The following is a 25,800-nucleotide window of genomic DNA, read 5'->3' on the forward strand; positions in this document are numbered from 1 at the left end:
ATACTTTTAAACTACTTTTTAGACACCTTTTTGAGTTCATTTATACTGCTCACTTTTATCCAGAATTAGGTGCTCACTTTATCCAGAATATCCAATTAATAGTCCTCAGGATGATTTTGCGTATTATGAGGATAATCAAAGCAAAGAAGGTTTTTTTACGTCTAACAGGCAGGGAGGTAAAGGAGATGACGATATTTACAGTTTTAATATTATGGACTGCAGCCAGCTTATTGAGGGGGTTGTCAAGGACAAAGGAACTCTGGCTGTACTTCCGGGATCGGTGGTAACACTGTTCAACAGCCAGGGTACCCAAGTGGCCCAGACTACAGTTGGCGCTGATGCTGCTTTTAAATTTGAAGGCCTTCCTTGCAATGAAGAGTATCTGGCAAGGGCCCAAAAACCATCCTATATCTCAGATGAGAAAAAAGTGGCGACCGGAGCAAAAGGACAGAGAAGAGAGCCAACAGTCTTATTGCTTGAAATTGATGAGAAAGAATTGACACCCGGCAAAGACCTGGCCAAGATTCTGGATATCCCCATTATCTACTTTGACCTTGATAAGTCCAATATTCGCCCTGATGCTGAAATTGAACTGCGAAAAGTAATTACTTTACTTAAGCAATTCCCGACAATAAAAATAGATGTGCGCTCCCATACCGATAGCAGGGCCCCTTATTTATATAATGAGGCGCTCTCGGGCAGAAGAAACAAAGCGACCATCAGGTACATTGTCCGCACCGGAGGTATTGCCGCGAACCGAATTACAGGCAAGGGTTATGGCGAGCACAATTTGGTCAATAACTGCAGCGATGGGGTGAATTGTACCGAAGCCGAACACCAGTTTAACCGAAGAAGCGAATTTATTATTTTGGAGAAATAAAAATGCCTTAACCCCTGTTGCTCTATGCAGATGTATTATTTAAAACAACATCAGATTAAAGGTATTTGGCTCTAAGATTTATCGCAGTGATTTCATTCTAAAACTTCCACAGTTTTTTCACTTTGGATTTTTTAGGTTATAAATTGTCTGAATCTTTTATTGTTTCAGAAATTATGAATTACGAATGAATATCTATTTAAAGATATATGCGTGTTTACAGGAGTAAAAAGTATGGATATGTAAGTTTGCAATGTTGAAGTTGAAGTTGAAGTGTAATGTAATAAAATTGGTTAAACTACTTTTGTATTGCATTGTAGATTTAAATACAATGATTGAATATCTCATTAAAGCAAGAATAAGTTATTAATTTAGTTCAAACATTTATACAGGACACTTAGATTCTCTCTTAGATTGTTTTTTTGGAAGATTGGGATCTTGGAGGAATCTTCGTGTCTTACATATATGGTAATTGTTGATTAAGAGATGGTTTTGATAAACCTCAGTACATTTAAAAAATCTACAGCATAGGATGGGTCTATCACCCTATAATAGCTATTGAGATAAAGTGGTTGTTTCATAAAATTGTACCTTTTAAGGGCTACTGCTGTTTGATAGGTCCATAACAGTAGTTTTCGTTAAAATAAGTTCTTTAATATAACTGTGCAAACAAAATTGTTTATTTTTGTATTATGAAAAGTACATTAAATATTATAAAAGGAATTCATCCTGGATTTGTGCTGGAGCGCGAACTTAAAAAACGCATGCTGGGCAAGGGACAATTTGCTATTTCACTTGGTGAATTTCCCCAGACCCTTACGGCTATAACAAAAGGAAAGCGCAGAATGAATATACCCCTTGCTATGAAAATTGAAAATTCACTTTCTCTGGAGGAAGGGTATCTAATGACCCTGCAGGTATATTATGATATTGAACAGCAGAAAAAGAAATTAAATAGAAATAAAACTGATAAGAAGCCCGATTTAAATAAGATAAGAAAGATAATTTTTTGGGACACTGACATGAGTAAAATCGACTGGCAGAAACAAAAAAAAGCAGTTATCCAACGGATTTTCGAAAGAGGAAATGAAATTGAAAGAGAAGAAATCATTCGATTCTATGGGAGTGATACTATTAACGATGTCAAAAGAACTAACTAATGCCTTTACATTTTAACACCGTTACCCCGCTATTGCGAAATATTCTTGAGGATTTGATGCAGGCAGAAGAATTTCAATCTTTTCGTCTTGTCGGCGGCACAGCGCTGAGTTTGTATTATGGACACAGAATGTCTGTAGATATTGATCTTTTCAGTGATGCTGATTATGGAAGTCTTGATTTTAAGGCAATAGATGATTACTTAAGGACAAATTATTTTTATGTGGACAGTCTGGATATTTCTCCGGTGGGAATGGGAAAGTCTTACTATGTGGGCAGAAATGCTGAAGAAAGTGTAAAGCTGGATTTGTATTATACAGATGCGTTTATCGATGAGGTAAAGTTATTCGGCACACTCAGACTATCTAGCAGACGTGAGATTACAGCTATGAAAATTGATGTAGTACAGCGTACGGGCAGAAAAAAGGATTTTTGGGATATCGACATGCTGAAAGAAGATTTCAGCATTGCTCAGATGTTTGCCCTGCATGAACAAAGATATCCTTATACACATGATCGCAGTCTGCTCATTGAGAAATTCACTGACTTTTCGCAGGCAGACATTGATTTCGAACCACTCTGCCTAAGGGGGAGGCACTGGGAGCTTATAAAGCTTGACATGATTGAGCTGATCGCAGAGTTATAACATCAAAGTAGAACTTTCCTAGCACAAGAAAGCCTTATATAGACCGATATCGGCTTTGTCCCATCTACAGATTCAAAAAATATTAAATGAATACGAAAGTTCATTGTTATCCCAAAGCTATAATTCTTCAGGGAGTCTATTTCAAATTAAGATTTACATTGAGCTATAGAGATGTTGAGGAAATAATGAAAATGCGTGGAATAGAAATTGATCATGCTACAATTCAGTGTTGGGTATTTAAATTTGCTCCAGTGATTGAATTACAGATGAAAAAGAGAAAGAGCAGATTAGGAATCAGCTGGAGAATGGATGAAACCTATATAAAAGTCAAAGGTCTCCGGTGTTATTTATATCGTGCTGTCGATAAATCGGGTAATACAGTTGATTTTCTATTGACCAGACGAAGACAAAGAATGAGTGCCCAGTCATTTCTAATTAAGGAAGTAAATAACTGCAGACCAAGGGTAATAAATAATAGACAAAAGCGACTCGAACACCAGCGCAATGAGAGTTTACAACAAGAGCTCTTTTTCGAATATTAGATTCGGCAATGCAAATATCTTAACAATATCGTTGAGCAGGACCATCGATTTATTAGATGGAGAATACAAAACGGTTTGGGTTTCAAAAGTTTTGAATCTGCCAAAAGAACCTTGGGAGGAATTGAAGTGATACATAAGTTGAGAAAAAATCAGATGCTTAATCCAGGAACAACTATGTTTAAATCATTCTGTAAATTGGCAGCATAATTTTAGTTCTGATATTTCTTTATGTTTTTATAAAACGGATGCGACAGGACGAAAACCTAAATTATTGAAAACGTAACAAGTTTTGGACCGTTTCTACATTCGGTTTCCTCCATTGGCATTTGATTGTGGATAATAGAGCATTGCTCAATCGTTGTTTATTACTTATTTTTCAACAAATTCACGATAAATGTCGCTCCGGCGCCCGTCTTGCTTTCAACTCTGATATAACCTCCGTGGTTTTCGGCAATTTTTTTGCATAATGCGAGACCTATTCCGGTTCCCTGCTTATCGTTGTTAAGCCTATGGAACATTTTAAAAATCCGTTCTGTAAATTTGGCATCAAACCCGACGCCGTTGTCACTCACCGAAAACTTATAATAGTGCCTGCCATCTATACTTTCCTCCTCAGCAATTATATTGATTTTCGGTTCGTTTTTATTATATTTTAAACCGTTATTAATTAGGTTCGCGAAAAGCTGGTGCATTTGTATAGGGATCGCGGTAATTATTGGCAGGCTGCCATACACTATTTCTCCGTTCTTTTCCCTAAGCAAAAGCTCAAAGTCGCTTTCGATGTTATGTAATACTTCGTTGAGGTCAACTTCTTGAAAAAGGTTTTCATCACCTTTCATCTGTGAATAATTCAACACACTGGTAATTAAATTTCCCATCCTTTGCGCAGCGTGGGTTATTTTTTCAAGCACACGCAGGGATTCAGAACCTGTTGGGATATTATCCTTTAGCAGATTGCTGAAAGTGATAATTTTCCGCAAGGGTTCCTGAAGATCGTGCGATGCCACATAGGCAAATTCCTCAAGCTGTTGATTTTGAAGAAGAATTCGGTCATCGGCCTCTTTTTTATGGGTCAGGTCGCGTGTCACTTTCGAAAATCCGGTTACATCTCCCTGCAAGTTATGCAGTGCTGTGATAACTACACTCCCCCAGAAACGCGACCCATCCTTGCGTATGCGCCAGCCCTCAAGGGCGGCCTTATTATGGCGGCTGGCTTCTGCCAGTAATTGCTGAGGGAGTCCATTTTCAACATCATCTGGCAAATAGAAAATACTGAAATTTTTTCCCAAAATTTCCGCTTCGCTGTAGCCCTTTATTTTCTGAGCCCCCTTGTTCCAATTCTGGATGTTCCCTTGACTATCGAGCAAGATAATAGCATAATCTTCCACCTCGGCAATCATGCGGTGGTACCTTTCCTCACTTCGTGTCAGTAAGTCGTTCTTGTATTGAAGCTCTGAAGAGAAACGTTCCTGTCGCTCTTCGGCCATTTTTCGCTCGGTAAGGTCCCGGGTAACTTTAGAATATCCAATAACCCTGTCCATATCGTCATGCAATGCTGTAATTACAATGGAGCCCCAAAATACATTGCCGTCTTTTTTGACCCGCCAGCCCTCATGAGTTGCCGCGCCATCCTCTCTTGCTTTTGTTATTAGCCTATCGGGAAGGCCAGTATCAATATCTTCCTGAAGGTAGAATTGACTGAAGTTTTTACCAATGATCTCATTGGCTGAATACCCTTTGATTCTTTCTGCACCTTTGTTCCAGTTCAATATCTGTCCGCTGGTATCCAGCAGTATAATCGCATAATCGGCAATCTCAGCAATCATGCTATGATATCTCGCTTCACTTTGCTTCAATTCTTCATTTTTGTGCTGTAATTCCATTGCATGTCTGCGCTGTATTTCTTCTGCTGCCCTACGTTCTGTAAGGTCGCGGGTCACTTTAGAGAGTGCAATGATATTATTTTCAGAATCATGCAGCGCGGTAATCAGTACCGAACCCCAGAACTTGCTTCCGTCTTTTTTTATTCTCCAGCCCTCATGGTTCACTTTGCCTTTACGCATAGCTTCGTCAAGTAATTTCTCGGGAAGGTGATTCGTCCTGTCTTCGGACGAATAGAAAACCCTGAAATTTTTTCCTACAATCTCATCTGGCGTATATCCTTTTATATTTTGGGCGCCCTTGTTCCAGTTAAGTAAAGTGCCGTCAACATCCATCAGTAGAATCGCATAGTCAGCAACCTCATCTGTCATTTTATGATACAGCGTCTCTCCACCCCCAAGTCGTTGTAAGGTGTTGATAAGACTGTGCCTTTTTTCATTATAATTTTCCATAGCTTCAAACGTCTATTGTAAAGATAAAATAATCTCTTGAAAAATGCAATAATATTAGCAGCTAGAGTCACTACAACTATATCTTGGGAATAAATCAAGAAAAACGGAGTTTGTTCCAAATGTGAAAAAAAATGGTTAACCGGACTGATAAACTAAGTAAAAAAATAAGCAGAAACTTGATTTTATTTAAGAATCCTGCATACAAATTTTTATTTTTCAGTAATGTACTATTAAATTAATATATTTACAGATAATAAATAATTATGATATGCAAGTCGATATAATATAAACCGTTTTATTTACAATAATTAAATGGTGTTTGTAGAATATTTCTAAACTATGCAAAATGATAAAAGACCTGAAAAAATTGATGCGAGATGGTTAAGAAAAGAAATTTACAGTATATTTGTTCGAGTAAATAGTGCTATAATTACTATACAGAAATTAGCTATACCAAACTTAACCTTCGATCTCAATTAAAGTATTAAAAAAGCGTTCTAATGAATTTAAATGGAGAAATAATCGTTGTGGAAGATGATGTGGATGACCGCGAGTTTTTAGATGATATTTTTAAAAGTCTTCAGATTCCAAACAAGGTGGTTTTTTTTGAAGATAGTACAGAGGTGGTTCAATACCTCCTTAAGGATGAGGTTAGGCCGTTCTTGGTCTTATCTGACATCAATATGCCTAAGCTGGACGGGTATGAACTGCGCGTCCAAATAATGGCAAATCAAATCTTACTTAAAAAATGTGTTCCCTATATTTTTCTTTCAACTTCTAAAGAGCCAGAATATATCCGTAAGGCATTTGAACTTGCCGTGCATGGCTACTTTCAAAAAGAGGAGGATTTTGGAAAATACAAGGAAATTGTAAGCAATATAGTTTCCTACTGGAAGAGCTGCCAGAGACCGCTGATTGGATGGTGATTTCGTATTTCTGTGCGCCGATTTTTGACTGTTGAAATTGGAAATCAATGGATACAGGATCCCATTGACGTCGCAGACCGCACTATTGGTGTACTAATTTGAGTCTTTGAAATTTAACAACTCATTTTTACAGAATTTAAAACTTGTAATCTCATACCTGCTTTTTACGATTCAATCATATCTGAAACTGTAGTAATTTGAAATTTGTTTTCAATTAAAATCAATAATATAATAGTTTCAGCACATGTAATTCATGAAAATTACTTTTAGCGGTAGTTCTTTATTTTTTCTCCAATGTAGTTCATAGCAATTTTATAAGTTTCTATTCCGTGCCCGACGTTTTTAAAAATTTTTACTTCTTGTAAGGTATTTATATGCTTTTGGGCATTTTTTATCGACTTGTGAAAAGGAAACAATAAATCTTTCTCTCCTTCCAGAAGATAGATATCTACATTTATTTTATCCAATTCTTTATCCATGTAATATGGCTTTTGGGTGTTATCCTTATAGCGGCTGATTGCAAAAAGTTCATAGTCAACTAACAAGGCTTGAGATACTTCCGACAAACAATGTTGAGGTTTTGAAAAAATGGCTTTGTCTAGAAATTTCAGAACATTTTTTGAATTTGGCTTCAAAATCGGAAGGAGGTTATAATACAGATTATTTAATTTCAGTGAAAACGGCTGTAAACAGCCAGGATTAAGTAAGAAAGCTGCAATTATTTTTTCTGGACTTACGATACTTAGTTTGGCACAAATCAGTCCTCCAAATGATGCGCCTGCTACAAAAGCTTTTTCAATTTTCAGATTGTCAAATAATTCTGCAGCCCAGATACCATAATCCAGCGAGTGAATGTCGGGAGTATTGCCGTCACTTAGATTTGGCAGGCCATTGGTCTCCACCATAAAAATTCTCAGATTGAGGTTTAAGCTGTCAAGCCCATTATCAAAATCCCAGATTAATGAGGTTGTTCTTGCACCTGGAAATATAACTAATGTTTCAAGATGATTTTCATTTGTTTTAAGACCCCAGACATGGGTTTTGCCCAGTGAGGTTAAAATCTCATAGCGCTCATACTTTCTTTCGTTTTGAATCTCCAGCTTTTTAACCCATGTTTCAAAATATAAAGTGTCCGAATGTCTGTCTATAAAATGTGATCTACCTTTTATTTTCATAATTACTTCAATTATTTATTCGATGCAAATCTACATATAAATCGAAACAACCTTCCAATTCTTTAATACCTTTTACAGGAATGAGGATTTAAAAAAAATACTTGGGTATTCTGCTGATAAACATTATAAAATACAGGCAGACAGGGGGCTTCCATTTACTAAATTGGAAGATAGATTTCTTTATGATGCTGAAAAATTGAAGAAATTCTTCGAGAGAATAGCAGTGTTTAATAGAATTAGTACGATACAATTTAATAGATTTAGCACAGCATGATATAATAGAAATTGAACGACAATTTTACTAACGGTACTTTGTTACGACCGGTTATCTCGCTTACGAAATGAAAAATCGCTACCGCAACTGCCTAGGTAATGTTTTATATGGTATTCAGTATCGGTAATTAATAGATCTACTGGGATGTTCCCTTCGCTTAAATATGAACAATTTAAAACCGTGAACAAATAATTTATTGGTTTATTACTTCTAAATGAGGTCAACACAGGTCTCATTCCGATTCGAACCATAATTCTTAGATGCCTTTCTTAACCGCTTTTATTTTGAAATTTCAGCTGTACCACGATTCTGCCACAAATATTATTTTAAGTATTTGCTTCCCTTTACAAGTTTATTTTTTTTATTAACATTTTAGTTGTTAGTTAGTTATCTATTATTTATATTTTTTTTACTACATTTAACTTATTGAATCTACATCGCCTGGATTATCAGATTGCGGGATTGTCAAAATACTATTATAAACATAAATAAACTGTTATGAAAAAAAGTATCCTGATTTTTTTTAGTCTTTTAATTTTAATTTCTTGTAAAAAAAATACTCCTGAAAAAAAAGATTTAACTTCTGAAGAAGCAAAGAAAATAGCAAAGGAAGCTTATATTTATGCTTATCCATTGCTTATGGGTTACAAGTCTTTATATTATACCGTTATTGATAAAAAAAGCCCAGGATATCGAAGTGATTTAAATGTTATAACACATGACAGACATCCGGCTGATAATACAAGAAAAGATGTGGTTTCGATGAATGCAGATACTCCGTATTCTTTATTTGCGCTCGATCTGCGTGCAGAACCTATCGTATTTTCAGTTCCTGCAGTTAAAGACCGTTATTATGTTTTCCAGTTCATCGATATTTTTACGCACAATTTTGCTTACGTAGGAACCAGGGCTACCGGAAATGAGGCTGGTGACTATTTATTTGTGGGACCACAATGGAAAGGAAAGATTCCTGAAGGAAAATTTAAAAATGTTTTTTATGTCGAAAGTCAGTTGGTAACAGGTATAGGAAGGACGCAATTATTTAATACTAAAGATCTCCAAAATGTTGTTAAAATCCAGGATCAGTTTAAAATTACTTCCTTAAGTAAATTTTTAAACGAAGCAACTCCAAAAGCACCAACTCCTATAGCTTGGCTTCCTATTACAGATCCAAATAATTTTGCCAATGTTAATTTTATTAAATATTTTAATATTTACTTAAACTTAGTTCAGCCAATTAATAAAGAAGATGAAGAGTCTTTGACTAAGTTTGAAAAAATAGGTATTAAGCCAGGTGCAGCATTTGATAAATCTCAATTTAGTGAAGAAATAATTGCAGCAATCAATGAAGGTATCAACGAAGGAATTGCCGCTATTAAAGAAAAAGCATCCGAAATTGGCGAGCAAAAAAACGGATGGAACATGATGGATCCTTTTGGAAACAGAGCATTTTATAAAGGTGACCGGTTACTTCGTGCCGCGGCGGTTATGGTGGGAATTTATGGCAACGATAAAATTGAAGCTTTTTATCCTGTAGCCTATATTGATTCTGATGGCAAAACATTAAACGGAAAAAGTTATGCTTATAAAATTCATTTTTCTAAAGAACAAATTCCACCGGCAAAATACTTCTGGTCTGTAACATTATATGATAAAAGCGCTGATGGAACGGGTGGTTATCTCGTTAAAAATCAGATAAATAGATTTTTGATTAATTCTACCACAGATGGTTTAGTTTACGATAAAGATGGAGGATTAACTATTTATATTCAGAATCAGAAACCAGAAGGCAGTTTAAGTTCCAATTGGCTTCCAGCTCCAACAGAAGATTTTTATTTAATGATGCGTATGTACGGTCCAAAAGAAAATGCAATGAACGGAACATGGAGTCCGCCAGCAATTGAAAAAATAAAATAATCATCAACCTTAATAAATTCGATATTTATGATTAACCGAAAACTCATTCCATTTTCTTTTGTTTTGCTAATCTTTGTATTGTTTAGTTGTAAAAAAGAAGTTTCAAAAGAAAATACAGAAAATAAATCTAATACTGACAATTCTAAAGAATTAAGTCTTGAGGAAGTCAGAGCTACTGCAAAAGAAGCATATACATATGGTTTTCCTATTGTAGATAATTCAAGAATTCAATATGCTTATTTTGTTGATAAACAGAATCCAGAATATAAAGCACCATGGAATGTACTTAAAAATATTCCGCGGGTTTTTACTCCTGCAGATAAAGCCATCCAGACTGCAAATTCAGATACGCCTTATTCTTGGATTGGTCTGGATCTTAGAACAGAGCCAATAGTTTTTACCATTCCGGTGATCGAAAAGGGAAGATATTGGAGTTTGCAGTTAGTGGATCTCTATACTCATAATTTCGACTATTTAGGAAGCCGGACTACTGGAAATGATGGTGGCAGTTTTATGATTGCAGGACCGAACTGGAAAGGCGAAAAGCCTAAAGGAATTACTAAAGTTATAACCTGCGAGACCGAAATTGCTTCGGCTCAGTTTCGTACACAGTTGTTTAATGTTAATGATTTGAAAAATGTTATAAAAATTCAAAATCAATATATAGTAAAACCGCTTTCGGCATTTCTTGGACAGCCTGCGCCGCCTCAGGCAAAACCTATTGATTTTATAAAACCTCTGAGGCCGGAAAAACAAAAAACATCAGCAGAATTTTTTAATAATTTAAATTTTGCTCTTCAGTTTTGTCCAGTTCATCCTTCGGAAAAAGAGTTAAGAGAGCATTTTTCTAAAATTGGAATAGAAGCGGGAAAAGTATTTGATGTTTCAAAACTGAGTCCAGAAACGAAAACAGCGATGGAAGACGGCATAAAAGATGCCTGGGCAGATCTGGCTGTTATAAAAACCAAACTTGAAACAGGCGAACTCTCCACAGGTGATGGTTTTGGTACTCGCGCGTTTCTCAAAAACAATTATGCTTTTAGAATGTCAGCTGCAGCACTTGGAATTTATGGCAATACCAAAGAAGAAGCTTTATATCCGGCTTACTACACAGATAAAAGTGGAGGGAAACTCGATGGTAAAAATCGTTATACACTGCGTTTTAGTCCAAATGAATATCCTCCGGTCAATTCTTTCTGGTCGATGACGATGTACGACCAGCCGGCAAGTCTTCTTGTTGCAAATCCAATCAACCGTTATCTGCTGAATTCGGCGATGATGCCGCAGTTTAAAAAAGACAAAGATGCTGGTGTAACTTTCTATATTCAAGCCGAATCTCCGGGAAAAGATAAAGAAGCCAATTGGCTTCCAGCTCCGAAAGGACCATTTTCTATAATTTTAAGATTATATTGGCCAAAAGAAGAAGCTCTAAACGGTAAGTGGAAACAACCACCTTTAAATAAAATTAACTAATGATAAGAAAAACTAGAACAAATCAACTATCTAGCAGACTGAAGTTTTACATCTATCCGAACCTATACTCGGCAGACCTTAATTTTGCTTATTTTACTTTTTCAAAAATCACTTTGCCACGATTCAGCCGCAAAACATAAATTGTTAGAACGATAGTAAAATTCGCTTTAGCTTTTTGTGGCATGAATCGTATCAACTAGGTTTAAATACTTTTGTAAATTAGCGGCATAATTTTAACTCTGCGATTTCTTTCTGTTCTTACATGGCAGATGCGACAGAACCCTAAATGATTATTAATATTTTTTTCTGAAGTATAAATTATTTGCCGTGTTGACAATTCTTGAGATGATAAATAAAAATCATACCTGATTACAATCATAAATTTACGGCTGCTTAATATGTTGCAAATTATTTGAAACATAAACGGAGGCATTTTAAAATCTTAAGAATTAAAATAATGAAAATGTTTGTTAAATAACATTTGTAATTTTAATTATATTTTTTATATCTTTGATAATGAGTTGTTTGTGTTTTTTTTGTATAGTTATCACGGAGTCCTAATCACTTGTGTCATCTATAGGAACAAACATTGATGTTTTAAAAAGTTTATCTTATATTATTTTTTAAGATATTTTTTTAAAAGCCATAATACACTTAGTGTGTTTTTACATTTATAACCTGGAATTAATAAAATAAGAATTGATTCACATGCAGTAGAAGTAAAAAAAGAGTAGTAATTATTTAAGCAAGCTGCATATCAATATAGGATTAACTAATAAAAGTATGCTATAAAAAAATATTACATTCTGTCCTCAATTTATTTTTGCTGATTTCATGTAAAAATAAATAAGAAAATGATATTACAGCTCATAATAAAAGCATCATAACGGTAGCAGCCAATGCTTAACTTTTTGCTTTTAAAGGTGTCAAAAAATAGTTGAAGCCACACCTGAATTAGCAAAAAAAAGCAGCTTTTAACGCTGTAATCGAAAAAGATAAAACTTTTTTTGAAAAAGGTGAAGAAAGGCTTTAATTAAATTAGTTGCCACAACTCACACTGGAATGAGTAAAGATGAATTTGAAGCTTCAGCGAGAGACTTCTTTGCTGCACTAATAGATAGCCCGGCAAAATGTTCTCTTAAAACAAATTAGATACCAGCCTAAAATAGAATTATTGGATTATCTCCGTACAACGGGAGGTATTATAGAATAGTAAGAGCAATATCAGCTGATTTTTATTGAATTTCAAAAGACCATGTGTCAGGGGCTTCTTCCCAATATAAATTCTTCCTTTCAATTGGTTGCCAACCAAAAGATTCGATAAGAGAATACAAGTATAAAGAAAAAGATAATCTGTCATTGAAGGCTACAGCAAAAATAAATGGCATATAATCAGTATAAAAGACGATTGTAAAAAAGTTTTTCCAGTCAAATGACCTGGATTTAATTTAGTTTTTAAGAAAATTAATTCTCTAAAAAAATATGAAATTACCACTTCCAAATTCAGTTAAAGTTTTGACCAGTGCGCTTTTTTTTTATTTACCGATTGTATTATTTGCGCAGGAAGATTCAAAAACAGGAGCAAGCGCACAGGAGCTTGCCGATAAGCTGGCAAATCCGGTTGCTAGTTTAATCAGTGTGCCGTTGCAAAACAATATAAATTATGGTATCGGTCCATACAATGGAATAAAATATACTGTTAATATTCAGCCCGTAATTCCTTTTAAATTAAATGACAATCTCAATCTGATTACCCGTTACATTCTTCCGTTAGTAGATCAGCAGGATATTACTGGAGAAAACACACATGAATTTGGTTTAAGCGATGCTACTGTAACTGCTTTTTTTGCTCCTAAAAGCAAAAAAATTATTTGGGGACTAGGCCCTGCTTTTTTTGTACCGACGGCTACTGATAAACTGTTAGGAACAGAAAAATTTGGAATTGGCCCCAGTGTTTTGATAATGCATCAGTCAAAGGGGCTTTCCCTTGGCTTTATCGCTAACCAGATATGGTCTGTAGCAGGTAATGAAGACCGTGCTGATTTTAATAATTTTTATACCCAAATCTTCATGTCCTATAGTTATAACAGCGGTGCCAGTTTGGGAGTTAATACCGAGATAACCCAGAATTGGGAAGGAAATACTACTATGATTTCTTTAAATCCCTCTATTGGGGCAATAACAAAATTAGGAACCCAGGTAATTCAATTCAGTGTACAGCCTTTAATTCCAATTGTGGGGCCGAATCAAAGTAAACCAGACTGGGGGTTAAGAGCTGTAGTGGCTTTTGTGTTTCCCGGCTCTTAAGATTTAAGTTAAAAATTTTCCTCCTATAAATGCTCTTTTTTAGCTTATTAGTTCTTGAAGTCAGCGAAATACACGGTGGGATTTGAAAAATAGGCATGAGTGTAATTATTTTTTAGTAATAAAGTGGTAGGCATAGGAAGTGATGGTAAGAATTTACAATAGCTTTCAGGGATATAAAAGGTGTATCAAATAAGAGAATATATTAATTATAACAGGTATAAATAATCGTTTGTTAGTATATAATATGAATGGTCCGATTCATTTAAGCATGATTTTAAAATATTCAGATTAAACTTATAGTATTATTAATTTAAATCTCAAAAGATGAATACCGTGAACCAGATTCTCCGCAAAATTCCAATGCTTTTGACAGGCTTGATCTGCAGTTGTTCCCCAACTGTAAATGTTACTGCTGAGTATGATCATTCTGTTAATTTCTCCGAATTTAAAACCTTTACTATTTATGATTTAAAAGCGCAGGAAGGCCAGGTAAGCCAGTTAAATGCTGACCGGGTTACAAAAGCTATCCGTGCCGAAATGACAGCTAAGGGTTTTACAGAGTCAACTGCTGCTCCTGATTTGAAAGTTAATACAGTATAAATTTTAAAGAATAAACAATCCGTTACAGCCAATACTAATTTTATAGTTATGGAGGGATGTACCGTCCATATGGATATTGGGAGGGGGCGCCATGATGGGAGGGGGCGCTACAACATTTGATACTTATGATTATATTGAAGACTCTCTTGTAATTGATATCGTATCCACAAAAACTCAAAAACTGGTCTGGCAGGAATCGGCAATGCACAAATTGATAATAAACCAGAAAATCCCGAGCAATTTCTCAGCGATGCAGTTATAAAAATATTGGCAGGTTTTCCTCCTGGTAAGCAAAAAAATAGCTAAGATCTATAACCGATGCTCCTTCTTTAGATATATAAAGCACAACTGCTTTGCTTTTAGATATTATAATATTTATAAACTTAATTAATAATTAATTATTTAAAACCATGAAAACTGTAAAAGTAATAATGCTGAAGAGCTTCTTTTTTCTCTTAATGGCAAATTTAATTCCCGGTACAATGAGCAGAATATTGGCTCAGGCTGATCCAAGAGAGGTCAGAAAAGAAAATTTTAAAGGAGTTATAGAACTTGATGTTCGTAATTCTAAAGCTGATTGGAGTCCCTACATCCTAAAGAAAGCGCCGGCCGGTGCTCCAAATGTACTGTTTATTCTTTTTGATGATACCGGGATGGCATCGTGGTCACCTTATGGAGGCGGTATAAATATGCCTACACTGCAAAAGCTTGCTGATAATGGACTAATATACAGCCAGTGGCATACAACAGCCTTATGCTCTCCGACACGCTCAACTCTGCTAACAGGCCGTAATCATCACCTGACAGGAAATGCCGCTATTACTGAGGGAGCAAATGGCTTTCCCGGAGCACATGGGCGTATACCAAAACAATGCGCTACTATTGGTCAGATATTACAGGAGAATGGATGGAGTACTTTTTGGATTGGCAAGAACCATAACGTACCTGAACAGGACGTGGCATCAGGTGCGAGCAGAACGCAATGGCCTACCCAGATGGGTTTTGACCGTTATTACGGATTCATAGGAGGTGAAACAAACCAATGGTATCCCGATTTGGTTGAAGACAATCATTTTATAGAACCGCCTTACAGCCCTGAAGAAGGTTACCACTTATCAAAAGATTTAGCCGACAAATCTATTGAGTACATCAAGGACCAGAAGGCAACGAATCCTTCCAAGCCGTGGTTTTTATGGTTTTGTCCCGGTGCAAATCACGCACCGCACCATGCACCAAAGGAATATATCGACAAATACAAAGGAAAGTTTGATGACGGTTATGATGCTTATCGCAAATGGGTACTGCCACGTATGATCGCAAAGGGAATTTTGCCCAAAGACACTAAATTAACAGAGTTTAATCCCTTACCGCCTAATATTACAAATGCTGCAGATTATGTACGCCCATGGAATGAACTAAATGCAGATGAGAAAAAACTTTTCTCGAGACTGGCCGAAGTATATGCGGGGTTCTCTGAGTACACTGATGTGCAGGTTGGCAGAATTGTAGACTATCTTGAAAAAACAGGACAGCTGGAAAATACCGTAGTTATGTATGCAGCCGATAATGGCGCTTCGGGAGAAGGTTCCCCAAATGGCTCCGTGAATGAAAATAAATTTTTTAATGGATATCCTGATGAGCTTGCAGAAAACCTGAAATATATAGATAAGCTGGGGAGCCCTGACACGTATGAGCATTTTCCAACAGGATGGGCTGCGGCATTTTCAACTCCGTATAAAATGTTCAAACGTTACAGCGAATATGCAGGAGGGACCTGCGATCCGTTTGTAATTTCATGGCCAAAAGGTATTAAGGCAAAAGGACAGGTAAGAAACCAATATCATCACAGTACTGATATCGTGCCTACGATTTTAGAAATATGTGGGCTGGAAATGCCTAAAACAGTTAACGGGGTGGGACAGTATCCTATATCAGGGGTATCTATGAAATATTCCTTTGATGCCAGTCCTGATGCAAAAACTCAAAAGCATATTCAGTATTTTGCTATGCTGGGCACAAGAGCTATATGGAAGGACGGCTGGAAAGCTGTGTCGCTTCATGCACCAATAACAGGCAAAGGAAATTTTGATAAGGATGAGTGGGAACTTTATAATGTTGAAGCAGACCGGTCAGAATCTGTGAATCTGGCTCAAAAGAATCCAGAAAAACTTAAAGAGCTAATTGCTGTCTGGTTTGATGAAGCTGATAAAAATCTCGTACTTCCTCTGGATGACCGTACTGCTGTTGAACAGTTGGGAATACCGCGACCTACTGAAGAAGCGCCCCGCGATACTTATGTTTATTATTCAGGTACCGCAGCAGTTCCGGAAGGTGTGGCTGTGAATGTACGTGGAAGATCTTATAAAATTATAGCCGACGTAGAGATTAAGGACACCAACGCTTCAGGAGTGATCTTTGCACATGGCTCCCGTTTTGGAGGGCATACACTATTTATCAAGGATAGAAAACTTCACTATACTTATAATTTTCTGGGCATCCAGCCAGAACAGGACTTTGTTTCTCCAGTTATAATGACAGGTAAACATGCCTTCGGATTTGAATTTGTTAGAGAAAGTACCGGAAAACACGGCGAACAGATTGGGAAAGGGATACTTTATATCGATGGTAAAAAAGTTGCGGAAGGTCCTATGAAAACACAGATAGGCAAATTTACCCTTTCCGGAGACGGACTATGTGTTGGTTTTGACAGTGGGGATGCAGTGAGTCAACAGTATAAAACGCCTGGTACTTTTAAGGGCGGATCCATAGTAGGAGTTGGCATACATGTCGGCAAACAGGAATACGCTGATCTGGAAAAAGAAGCCCAGAGAGCATTGAAAAAAGATTAAATTATTATGCTGGCTTCTTTAAAAAGTAGCATACTAGATCCTAACTTTTACCTCCAGAATCATTTTGATTTTGGAGGTGTTTTTAGTGTATGAATTATCTGATTGAATTGAATCAGTTATAAAATTTGGCTTAATTTCTAATATTTTCAGCAAATTATCATTAATGAGTGTAGAGACGAATTAGAACTTTAAAGCAGAAATTAACTCCGGATGTTTTGTTAAGTATCAGTGATGCATTTTATAATTATAAAATCATGAAGCAGATTATTTGTTTTCTTTTACTCATTTTTAATACTTCTGTTTTTTCACAAACAGACAAGCTCGGGCAGTTTTGGAATGAATATGTATTTACAAAAGACTTAAGCCAGAAGTGGAGTATTGAAGTGGATGCAGGATTGAATTCGAGCAGTACTCCTCAGGATAAAAATATGTTCCACAATGTAACACAGGTATATTTTAGAGGATGGGCACATTATTACATGGTAGAAAGATGGAAAGTTTCTGTTTTTTATGCTTACTACTTCAATAAAAATGTACCGGAGCTCAATCAGAAGAACGCCTCTGAATCAAGGACTGCAGTTCAGGCAACATACAATTTAGTAAAATTGCCAAAAATCAAAATAAATCTAAGAGGAAGGTTTGAGGACCGTCATATTGAAAATGACGATAATTATATAGAGGCTGTACAGAGATTTAGGTTTCAGGTGAAAGCTGTATACCCAATTAATGAAAATACCTTTTATGTTTTTGCTTCGGATGAGTTATTTTTTAAGACCAAAAGCAAAGTCTGCGGACCAGATTTTTTTGATCGCAACCGCGTTAGCTTAGGCCTGGGATTTGCAGTTTCGGATAATATACAAATTGAGGCTGCTTATGCAAATGAGATTATGCCTAGAGATGGAAATGATAAATTAGTAAATGCTTTTCAGCTTAAGGGAATTTTTAATAATTTTTTCTCAACTATCATTAAATCTTATAAACGTAAAAAGAATGAGGTCGATATTAGCGAAGGAAGGATCTAATTATTTGAAAACTTGGAAAAAAGAAGGCCCAGATTGAATTAATTATAGATTTAAAAAATAATTAATATAAAAAAAATGCGGGCTTACCAGCGTAACGGGAATATCTTTAATTTCTTAAATATCATCATAGTGAATATAATTTTATGTAATATTGATTTTTCTTGTTAAGACATTTGTGATGATGTGTCAAAAATTGTCGCAAATCAAAGCACTAATTTTTAATTTTTTTTATTAATTTTTTTAGAACCTATCTTTTAAGATAAATGATTAATGGTACTTCACAAATGCCTCTAAAAAAGAGGCGCACTCAGGAAATTGATGTTTCTAAAAGTTTCGAACCTAAACTCGCTAGACCTTGGTTTTGCTGTATTTCTATTTTACAAAATACCCATGTGCCACGATTCTGCCACAAAACTTTATACTGGTGAATATCGTTAAAAACCGTCTTAATTTTTTGTGGTAAAAATGGTATCCACTCTAGTATGTTTTTAAGAAGGACTTGCTATAAATTTGAACTTCTCAATATGTTTTATTGGATAATTTCAATTTCACTTTCAGTAAACCATTTATATTGAATTGCATTTTGTTTAACAATCTGTGGAGTATCAGAATATACTACGACTGCTAAGCTTTTTTTCGCCCTGCTGCGTAGAGGCGAACCCGCAGTTTAAAACGGTGAATGTGTACGACGGAAATTTGGAGCGAATTAATCATCGTGAAAGCAAAGACCAGAAAAAGGCAGAGTCAAACGACAAAAATAAAAGCCAAAAGCAGGATAATGATGGTGATTCTCCTGAGTCGCAGAAGAATTCGAACGACCGTAAAAGAAAAGTTGGTAAGTCTATTTAGCTGCATATAAATACTAAAATTAATGGTTATGGATTTTCACCATGTCAATAGAATTGAGACTGAAGCTTTAGAATGGAATTCCAAAGAAGAGAGACTTAGAAAATTGTTTAAGTCAAGTCCCTTAATTGAGAAGTCTCTTTTGAAAGAGAAATTGAAATGGTGTGAAAATATGCTGGTAAAGTATAGAAAGAACAATCACTTTGAAGAACGTTCTGCTCTGCAGATAATCAAAAATGAACGGAGTAATTTAATAAAGCTGGTTTACCCCAGTACATTCGGGCAGATTTTTTACAAACTGATGAATTTACTAATCTTAGAAAAAGTAAACGCCAAAATTCTCATCAGCGATGAATTAAAAAGCAATCGATCTCTTGAAGTTAAGCTGAAACAGGCTGGATTTAATGATGCTCTTAATAAAGTAGAACGTTATATGAGACTGGGGCAGACGAAATTTACTGTTCCAGTTTCTTATTATCTTAATGAAAAAGAGAGAATTGATCACGCTCTTCAATTTAAAAAAGATGAACTGGGGTATTATCATTTTGAAGGTTTTAGAACCAGTCTTCATGATAAATCAAAGCCGAGTGAAAACAGGCAGCACTATTTTTCTGCTGATGACGTAAGTATTTTTAATGCAAAGCAGTCTTATGATTTATTGTCAGGAAGGGCAGTGCTCACTGATGGGACTTGGAAACAATTCGATCTTAATGATAAAGATGCCGATAGTAGTTACCGAATAAAAGAGTTTCCTGAAAACTATGGATATAATATCGAAAAAGCATTATCGCAGCTGCCATTAAAGATTTCGGATCAGTTAGAATTTACTTCACTAATTATTTCACTCAAAGAGGGCAGGAGGGAAGAAGCAGTACTATTAAAGGATGGCGTAGAGCAAAAAGTATTTATTGAGGCAAATCCCCAGTACAAATCTGTAAATATTTATAATGAAAGTTTAAAAAAAAATGACGTTAGGCGCTGCAGAGGACACCGTAAAGAACGGAGTTGTAAATCTGCAAAGAAACAAAGTGGAATCACAGCCCCTAAAAATCACCACAGGTAAGGGTAAAAGTAAAAGTATTTAAAAGGAAAGTAATGGAAAGCTTAAAACTTTTATCGGTATTTTTTGAGTCAATTGAAAAAGATTTCAGGATTGGAAGTACTCATATTGCAATTTTTGCTGCTCTTGTTCAGTTCTGGATGGAAAAGGGAATGGTAAATCCAATTCAGGCCTACAGCATCGAAATTCAAAAGATTGCTAAAATAATGTCACCTAAGACCTATCATAAGTGCATGCGTGAATTGCATGAATACGGATACCTTTTTTATGTTCCAACGAAAAATAAAAATAGAAGGAGCAGCATTTATTTCATTTAGAATCATAAATAGAGATGTTATGGAAGAAATTGTTACAAAGGAAGATCTAAGGCAGTTTGGTCTTCTATTACTGGATAAAATACAAATGATATTTAAAGAAAAGAATTCTCAACAAAAAGAATCGTTGGAACCCCAATGGTTAAAAAGTAAAGCTGTCAGGAAACTGCTTGATATTTCTGCAGGTTCGGTTCAAAATCTTCGAATGACACAGAAAGTCCGATTTAAAAAGGTTCTTGGCTCGTACTACTACAATAAAGAAGATCTGCTAAAACTTTTCAAAGATGAGTCAAATTAATAAGATAACTGAACACCAAGTCATAGATTGCTTATCTATTTATATGGATGATCCGCAGCTCAACGTTTGGCATTTGGCTATTTTAACAGCAATTCTAACTTTGGCATACAGGCAGGGAGAGAGGCAGAGAATTAAAGTCAGCCGTCGCAAGCTCATGTTATTGTCACATATCAATACATTGCCCACTTATCATAAATATTTGAAACAGCTTCAGGATTTGGGCTATATTAAGTATATGCCTTCTTACCATCCGGGTTATAGAAGTGAAGTTGAATTATATCAAAAGAGGTTATCTCATAATTGAGATAACCTCTTTCTTTTTATATCAAATTATTTTAGAGATTATATTCTAAGAGGATGGTATCTTATATTTCTCTTTAATTAATTCTAATTCATTCTCCAGTCTGATTAGTGCCGTTAGATCTTCCTGTGACATTTCAGTTTTTTCAGGGTTTAGTTTTTTATTCAGCAGTGTCATTTCGCGTCCTATGGTGGCTTGTTCTGTTATAGCATAAGATTCAGTTTGCTTGACTGAAGAATGTCCAAGCATTTCCTTTACTACGTTGATGGGGACATTATTGTTTAATGTTACCGTGCTTCCGAAAGTTCTCCGCGCCATGTGTGTATTAAGGGTGAAAGGAAAACCGCATAATGCAGCAATTTCCTTTAGGTATTCATTCATTTTCTGATTAGAAGAAACGGGTAGTACAGTTCCACGCTTAAGACAGACCGGATGGTCTTTGTATTTTTCAAGAATTTTGATAGCCTTTGGAAGAAGCGGAATTCTTGCCGTAGAATTTGTTTTCTGTCTTTCGGATAAAATCCATTGATTTCCGTCAACGCCATCTTTTATGTCCGCTTTTTGTAGTTGAAAAGCATCAATGTAAGCAAGTCCTGTGTAGCACTGGAAAACAAAAATATCACGGACAGTATTGAGTCTTTCAATTGAAAATTGGCGTCTTTCCAGTTCAGCTAATTCTTTTGCAGAAATAGGCTTCTTTACAATTTTAGTTTTCTTCCCTTTAAAATTCTTAAATGGATCTTTAATTATGATTTCTTTATCGATGGCTCGTATTACAATTTTCTTGAAATTGGAAATATATTTAAGTGTGGTATTATTTGCACATTTCCTTACTGTACGAAGATAGAATTCAAAGTCTTTTATGAATTCAAAATTTAAGTCAGCAAATTCAATATCACTGTTATTGTATTTAGATTTAATGAAAGCCGTTAAGTGATTTTTAGTAATATTGAATCTTTCCAATGTGGCTTCTGTATATCCGTTGCCAATCAGGGCTTTCAATTCATCATTGTGTTTTTGAAATTCTTCCAGCACCTTGGCTCTGGGTATCATTCTTCCCATAACATGATCCATAATCTTTTGGGAAGTTATGGGTTTTCCGGTGTACATAATTTCTGATTTGATTTCATGGATCTTCATAGCGAGTGAATCCAGAAAAAAGTTCAGGGATTTTGCGTCTTCTTTTGTACCTGTTGCTCTCTCGGTTTTCTGGTTCCAGCGCTCGCTGTCCCATTTCCGTCTTGTGGATGCTTCTTTCGGGATTCCGTCAACGGTTATCCTGAAATAAACGATTCTAATGTTACTCTCATTGTGGGATGCTTTCAAAAAGAATATCAACCCAAAGCTGTTCTCTAGCATAATTCAACTTATTAGATTAGTAAATGTAGAATTATAACCTCATTTAAACAAGATGTAAACGTGCTTAACCCCTTTGATATCGGGACTTAAGATGAAATTTTGTGGCACATTTTCGAAATTTCCAAGTGTGCCACGAATGTGCCACAAAGATTTTGTACGATTTTGTAAATATTGAAAAACGGTATAAAAGAAAAAACCCTGCAAATCGTTGGATTTGCAGGGTTTGCCGCTTTTTTTAGGCTTTTTTGAAAACTTTGAAAATCTTAAGATTCCTTTGTTTTCGGACCTTCGCGGAGAAAGAGGGATTCGAACCCCCGGACCTGTTACAGTCAACAGTTTTCAAGACTGCCGCATTCGACCGCTCTGCCATTTCTCCAGTATGTTGCGATCATTTGCTGATTGCGAGTGCAAATATAGTATGCTTTTTCGATTATAAAAACTTTTTTTAAGCTTTTTTACGGATTATTTTAAATTAATTTTCAAGTATCTAGTAATCAGTATTTACTAAAAGAACATTTTTACGTTAAATAATGCAATTAGTCTAAAATCGGCATTGGTTTCTTGTTTTCGTCAACTGCAACAAACGAAAAAGTTCCTGAAACTACAGTTTCCCGAAGCTCTGAATACATTTGTTCCATGAAAATATCAACGTGAATTTTACAGCTCGTTCTCCCAACATTCACAACTTTAGCCACTAATTCGATTAAAGTACCGGCCGGAATTGCTTTTTTAAAGTCGATTTGACCTGTTGAAATCGTTACCACTTTCTTTCTGCTGAATCTTGTCGCACAAATAAAAGCAACTTCGTCCATGAGATGAAGCGCAGTTCCTCCAAATAAAGTATCATAATGATTAGTTGTACTCGGAAAAACCGCTTTAAAAATACGCGTCTCAGATTTTATAATTCTTTCTTCTAATGTTCCCATATATTTAGTAACCTACATATTCAGTAATCTCTAATCCGTATCCAATCATTCCAACACGTTTTGTTTGTTCGGTATTTGAAACCAATCTAATTTTAGAAATATCAATATCATGCAAAATTTGAGCCCCAATTCCGTAATCTTTACTATCAATAATAACTTTTGGCGCTTTCATTGTTCCTCCCGCCTGTAACGTTTTAAGCTCAGAAATTCTGTTTAATAAATTAACAGCCTGCATATCCTGATTAATAAAAATAACAGCACCTTTCCCGTTTTCATTAATAACCTTAAACATGTCGTCTAATTGTTGTTCGGCATTGTTAGTTAATGTTCCTAACAAATCATTGTTTACCTGCGAAGAGTGAATTCTCGTTAAAATTGCTTCACCAAGATTCCATGTTCCTTTCGTTAGCGCAATATGAATCTGTTTGTTTGTTGTTTGCTCGTAAGCTCTTAATCTAAAAGTTCCAAAACGGGTTTCGATATCGAAATCTTCTTTTTTAACGATTAAGCTATCGTGTTGCATTCTGTACGCTACTAAATCCTCGATAGAAACTAATTTTAAATCAAATTTCTTAGCCACTTTTACAAGTTCAGGCAAGCGAGACATCGTTCCGTCCTCATTCAATATTTCGCAAATAACACCAGCGGATTTAAAACCAGCCAGTCTTGCAAAATCAATTGCAGCTTCAGTATGTCCGGTTCTTCTTAATACACCACCTTGTTTGGCTACCAATGGAAAAATATGTCCAGGTCTTGCTAGTTCATGTGGTTTAATATTTGAGTCTGTTAATGCTAAAACTGTTTTGTATCTGTCTGATGCCGAAATTCCTGTCGTTACTCCATGTCCTTTTAAATCTACAGAAACGGTAAAGGCAGTTTCCATATGATCTGTATTATTCGTAACCATTGGTCTTAGATCCAATTCTTTACAACGGCTTTCTGTTAATGGGGCACAAATTAATCCGCGTCCGTGCGTAGCCATAAAGTTGATCATTTCAGGAGTTACTTTTTCGGCTGCAGCCAAAAAATCACCTTCATTTTCACGATCTTCATCATCGACTACAATGATAACTTTACCTTGACGAATATCTTCTATAGCTTCTTCAATGGTGTTGAGTTGTATTTTTGTTGACATAATTATTCTTTGTTTTGAGCGGGTGAAAATCGCTCGGAAATTTTTTGAAATAGTTGTGATATTGGAGTTGTAATGGCATCAAAATTAATTAATCCATTGTCGTTTGTGGCACGATAGGTTAATAAAACCGCAAGAGGCAGTAATATAAAAGAAGACATCCATGATCCCATAAAAGGAGTCATACCGCCTTCCTGAGACAGCCTTTTTCCGAAAGTATTGATAAAGTGAAAAGTAATAAAAATTAAAACCGCAAACACAATTGGCAATCCAAGTCCGCCTTTTCTAATAATGGCGCCTAGTGGAGCACCAATAAAAAACATCAGAAAACACGCAAAAGCAATCACGAATTTCTCGTATAATGCAGTGAGATGTTTGTTGATGTCTCTTTGTTTTTCTTTTAAATCCTTTTGAGTAGATTCTATAGAATAAATATTACTGGTAACAGTGCTGCTAGCCATTTTTAAGATATCTGACTTTTGCTTATTTGTATAAGGAGATAAAAGATTGTTCGGTAACGATTTTTTCTTTTTGTCTGTTTTTAAAACTTTTGGAGCGGCTTTAATTCCTACTCGTTGGTTTATATTTTCTGAAAAAGAAATGATTTCATTGTTGAAATTTTTATTTAAAGAATCTAATGTATAACGCAATTCGTTTACATTCAGCATCCCGTTAGTGCTCCCAACGTTTTCTTTATCTTCGTCAACCTTGTTTAATTCAGATAAATCAATGTTGATAATCTGCTTTTTAAACTCACTTTTTATAAAAGGTAGTTTAGAACGATCTTCGTATTTTTTTGGAGTAACGTCCTGATAGTAATATCCGTCGTTTAAAACAAGTTTTAAAATACTCGATTTTTCATTACTGATCAATTCGCCATTTTTAGCTTTGATTACGGTTTTGTTTTCACCATAATTATTTGCTTTTTCATGAATCGTAACTCCGGTTAAAATATTTCCGTTTTCGCCTGATTTTTTGTTTACTTTAATGTTGTAAGTTCCAACATCGTTAAACTGACCTTCGGCAATTGCCATTGCAGGTTTAGCCTGAGCAATGTTTTTTCGGAAATTTACAAATTTATATTCTGCATATGGAATCACATTATTGGCGAACCAAAATGCAACAATACTCAAAACGAATATAAAAATGATTAAAACCCGCATGGCTCTTTGTAATGATATTCCGGACGATTTCATGGCTGCGAATTCATAATTTTCAGCTAGATTTCCAAAAGTCATAATAGATGCCAATAAAACCGATAGCGGTAAAACCAACGGAATTATTCGGGGCATTGAGAATAAAAGGAATTTTACAATCAACAACAAATCAAGGTCTTTACCTGCAAGTTCAGAGATAAAAAGCCAAACAGTTTGAAGTATAAATATAAAAAAAAGGATTACGAATACCGTAGTAAACGTAATCAGGAATGTTTTTAGTAAGTATTTGTCTAAAATTTTCAACCTTG

General features: G+C 35.4%; 22 protein-coding genes, 1 tRNA gene and 1 pseudogene. 17 read left to right on the top strand and 7 right to left on the bottom strand.

The genetic code is table 11. The features are described 5' to 3' along the window. Positions 1 to 211: 211 nt before the first annotated feature. The 4 genes and pseudogenes from EV143_RS18105 to EV143_RS18120 all read left to right on the top strand — a co-directional run bounded on the left by EV143_RS18105 (position 212) and on the right by EV143_RS18120 (position 3,430). Complete coding sequence (locus EV143_RS18105) at positions 212 to 880, top strand: OmpA family protein (protein WP_133509356.1); 669 nt, start codon at positions 212 to 214, stop codon at positions 878 to 880. Positions 881 to 1,569: 689 nt separating this feature from the next. Further along, complete coding sequence (locus EV143_RS18110; RefSeq protein ID WP_133509357.1) at positions 1,570 to 2,037, top strand: helix-turn-helix transcriptional regulator; 468 nt, start codon at positions 1,570 to 1,572, stop codon at positions 2,035 to 2,037. Continuing rightward, positions 2,037 to 2,681 (top strand): nucleotidyl transferase AbiEii/AbiGii toxin family protein, encoded by a 645-nt coding sequence (locus EV143_RS18115; RefSeq protein WP_133509358.1) that lies wholly within the window; start codon positions 2,037 to 2,039, stop codon positions 2,679 to 2,681. Before EV143_RS18110 ends, EV143_RS18115 begins: the two co-directional genes overlap by 1 nt. Positions 2,682 to 2,767: 86 nt before the next feature. Further along, a pseudogene (locus EV143_RS18120) lies at positions 2,768 to 3,430 on the top strand (IS6 family transposase). Between the two features lie 158 nt (positions 3,431 to 3,588). On the opposite strand, the gene EV143_RS18125 reads toward EV143_RS18120, so the two are convergent. Then, positions 3,589 to 5,556 (bottom strand): PAS domain-containing sensor histidine kinase, encoded by a 1,968-nt coding sequence (locus EV143_RS18125; protein ID WP_133509359.1) that lies wholly within the window; start codon positions 5,554 to 5,556, stop codon positions 3,589 to 3,591. 500 nt (positions 5,557 to 6,056) lie between these two features. On the opposite strand from EV143_RS18125, the gene EV143_RS18130 reads away from it, so the two are divergent. Continuing rightward, positions 6,057 to 6,482: a response regulator gene (locus tag EV143_RS18130; RefSeq protein WP_133509360.1), complete on the top strand. Its 426-nt coding sequence runs from the start codon at positions 6,057 to 6,059 to the stop codon at positions 6,480 to 6,482. Between the two features lie 266 nt (positions 6,483 to 6,748). On the opposite strand, the gene EV143_RS18135 is transcribed toward EV143_RS18130, so the two are convergent. Continuing rightward, entirely contained in the window at positions 6,749 to 7,657 is a 909-nt protein-coding gene (locus tag EV143_RS18135) for a serine aminopeptidase domain-containing protein (protein WP_133509361.1), read from the bottom strand. Positions 7,658 to 8,429: 772 nt separating this feature from the next. Here EV143_RS18135 and EV143_RS18140 point away from each other — a divergent pair. The 12 genes from EV143_RS18140 (at position 8,430) to EV143_RS18185 (ending at position 20,921) form a co-directional block, all read left to right on the top strand. Then, positions 8,430 to 9,848: a DUF1254 domain-containing protein gene (locus EV143_RS18140; protein WP_133509362.1), complete on the top strand. Its 1,419-nt coding sequence runs from the start codon at positions 8,430 to 8,432 to the stop codon at positions 9,846 to 9,848. A 27-nt stretch (positions 9,849 to 9,875) separates the two neighbouring features. Further along, positions 9,876 to 11,321 (top strand): DUF1254 domain-containing protein, encoded by a 1,446-nt coding sequence (locus EV143_RS18145; protein ID WP_133509363.1) that lies wholly within the window; start codon positions 9,876 to 9,878, stop codon positions 11,319 to 11,321. Positions 11,322 to 12,803: 1,482 nt separating this feature from the next. Further along, entirely contained in the window at positions 12,804 to 13,628 is an 825-nt protein-coding gene (locus tag EV143_RS18150; RefSeq protein WP_243739905.1) for a hypothetical protein, read from the top strand. Between the two features lie 324 nt (positions 13,629 to 13,952). Next, the gene (locus EV143_RS21850; protein ID WP_243739906.1) at positions 13,953 to 14,228 is read left to right on the top strand and encodes a DUF4136 domain-containing protein; all 276 of its coding nucleotides are present in this window, start codon (positions 13,953 to 13,955) and stop codon (positions 14,226 to 14,228) included. Positions 14,229 to 14,319: 91 nt separating this feature from the next. Continuing rightward, positions 14,320 to 14,490: a DUF4136 domain-containing protein gene (locus EV143_RS21855; protein ID WP_243739907.1), complete on the top strand. Its 171-nt coding sequence runs from the start codon at positions 14,320 to 14,322 to the stop codon at positions 14,488 to 14,490. A gap of 148 nt (positions 14,491 to 14,638) precedes the next feature. Next, positions 14,639 to 17,077, top strand: a complete 2,439-nt coding sequence (locus tag EV143_RS18160) for an arylsulfatase (protein WP_243739908.1) — start codon at positions 14,639 to 14,641, stop codon at positions 17,075 to 17,077. Positions 17,078 to 17,331: 254 nt separating this feature from the next. Beyond that, the gene (locus EV143_RS18165; protein WP_133509364.1) at positions 17,332 to 18,099 is read left to right on the top strand and encodes a DUF2490 domain-containing protein; all 768 of its coding nucleotides are present in this window, start codon (positions 17,332 to 17,334) and stop codon (positions 18,097 to 18,099) included. 681 nt (positions 18,100 to 18,780) lie between these two features. Beyond that, entirely contained in the window at positions 18,781 to 18,948 is a 168-nt protein-coding gene (locus EV143_RS21545) for a hypothetical protein (protein ID WP_166638184.1), read from the top strand. A 28-nt stretch (positions 18,949 to 18,976) separates the two neighbouring features. Next, on the top strand, positions 18,977 to 20,008 hold the full coding sequence (locus tag EV143_RS18170) for a hypothetical protein (RefSeq protein ID WP_133509365.1): 1,032 nt from the start codon (positions 18,977 to 18,979) through the stop codon (positions 20,006 to 20,008). A gap of 32 nt (positions 20,009 to 20,040) precedes the next feature. After that, entirely contained in the window at positions 20,041 to 20,322 is a 282-nt protein-coding gene (locus EV143_RS18175; RefSeq protein ID WP_133509366.1) for a hypothetical protein, read from the top strand. A gap of 19 nt (positions 20,323 to 20,341) precedes the next feature. Continuing rightward, a complete protein-coding gene (locus EV143_RS18180; RefSeq protein WP_133509367.1) occupies positions 20,342 to 20,617 on the top strand; it encodes a MerR family transcriptional regulator in 276 nt (91 codons plus the stop codon). Then, complete coding sequence (locus EV143_RS18185) at positions 20,604 to 20,921, top strand: hypothetical protein (protein WP_243739909.1); 318 nt, start codon at positions 20,604 to 20,606, stop codon at positions 20,919 to 20,921. The genes EV143_RS18180 and EV143_RS18185 overlap by 14 nt, the downstream gene beginning before the upstream one ends. A 45-nt stretch (positions 20,922 to 20,966) precedes the next feature. On the opposite strand, the gene EV143_RS18190 is transcribed toward EV143_RS18185, so the two are convergent. The 5 genes from EV143_RS18190 to EV143_RS18210 form a co-directional block, all read right to left on the bottom strand. Next, positions 20,967 to 22,277, bottom strand: a complete 1,311-nt coding sequence (locus tag EV143_RS18190; protein WP_133509368.1) for a site-specific integrase — start codon at positions 22,275 to 22,277, stop codon at positions 20,967 to 20,969. A 291-nt stretch (positions 22,278 to 22,568) separates the two neighbouring features. Beyond that, positions 22,569 to 22,653, bottom strand: a tRNA-Ser gene (locus EV143_RS18195). A 160-nt stretch (positions 22,654 to 22,813) separates the two neighbouring features. Next, positions 22,814 to 23,203 (bottom strand): acyl-CoA thioesterase, encoded by a 390-nt coding sequence (locus EV143_RS18200; RefSeq protein WP_133509369.1) that lies wholly within the window; start codon positions 23,201 to 23,203, stop codon positions 22,814 to 22,816. A 4-nt stretch (positions 23,204 to 23,207) separates the two neighbouring features. Continuing rightward, on the bottom strand, positions 23,208 to 24,338 hold the full coding sequence (gene ribB / locus EV143_RS18205; RefSeq protein ID WP_166638185.1) for a 3,4-dihydroxy-2-butanone-4-phosphate synthase: 1,131 nt from the start codon (positions 24,336 to 24,338) through the stop codon (positions 23,208 to 23,210). 2 nt (positions 24,339 to 24,340) lie between these two features. Continuing rightward, positions 24,341 to 25,795, bottom strand: coding sequence for an LptF/LptG family permease (locus tag EV143_RS18210; RefSeq protein WP_133509371.1), 1,455 nt, complete (start codon positions 25,793 to 25,795; stop codon positions 24,341 to 24,343). Positions 25,796 to 25,800: the final 5 nt, after the last annotated feature.

Source organism: Flavobacterium chryseum (assembly GCF_004362015.1).
Lineage (GTDB): Bacteria > Bacteroidota > Bacteroidia > Flavobacteriales > Flavobacteriaceae > Flavobacterium.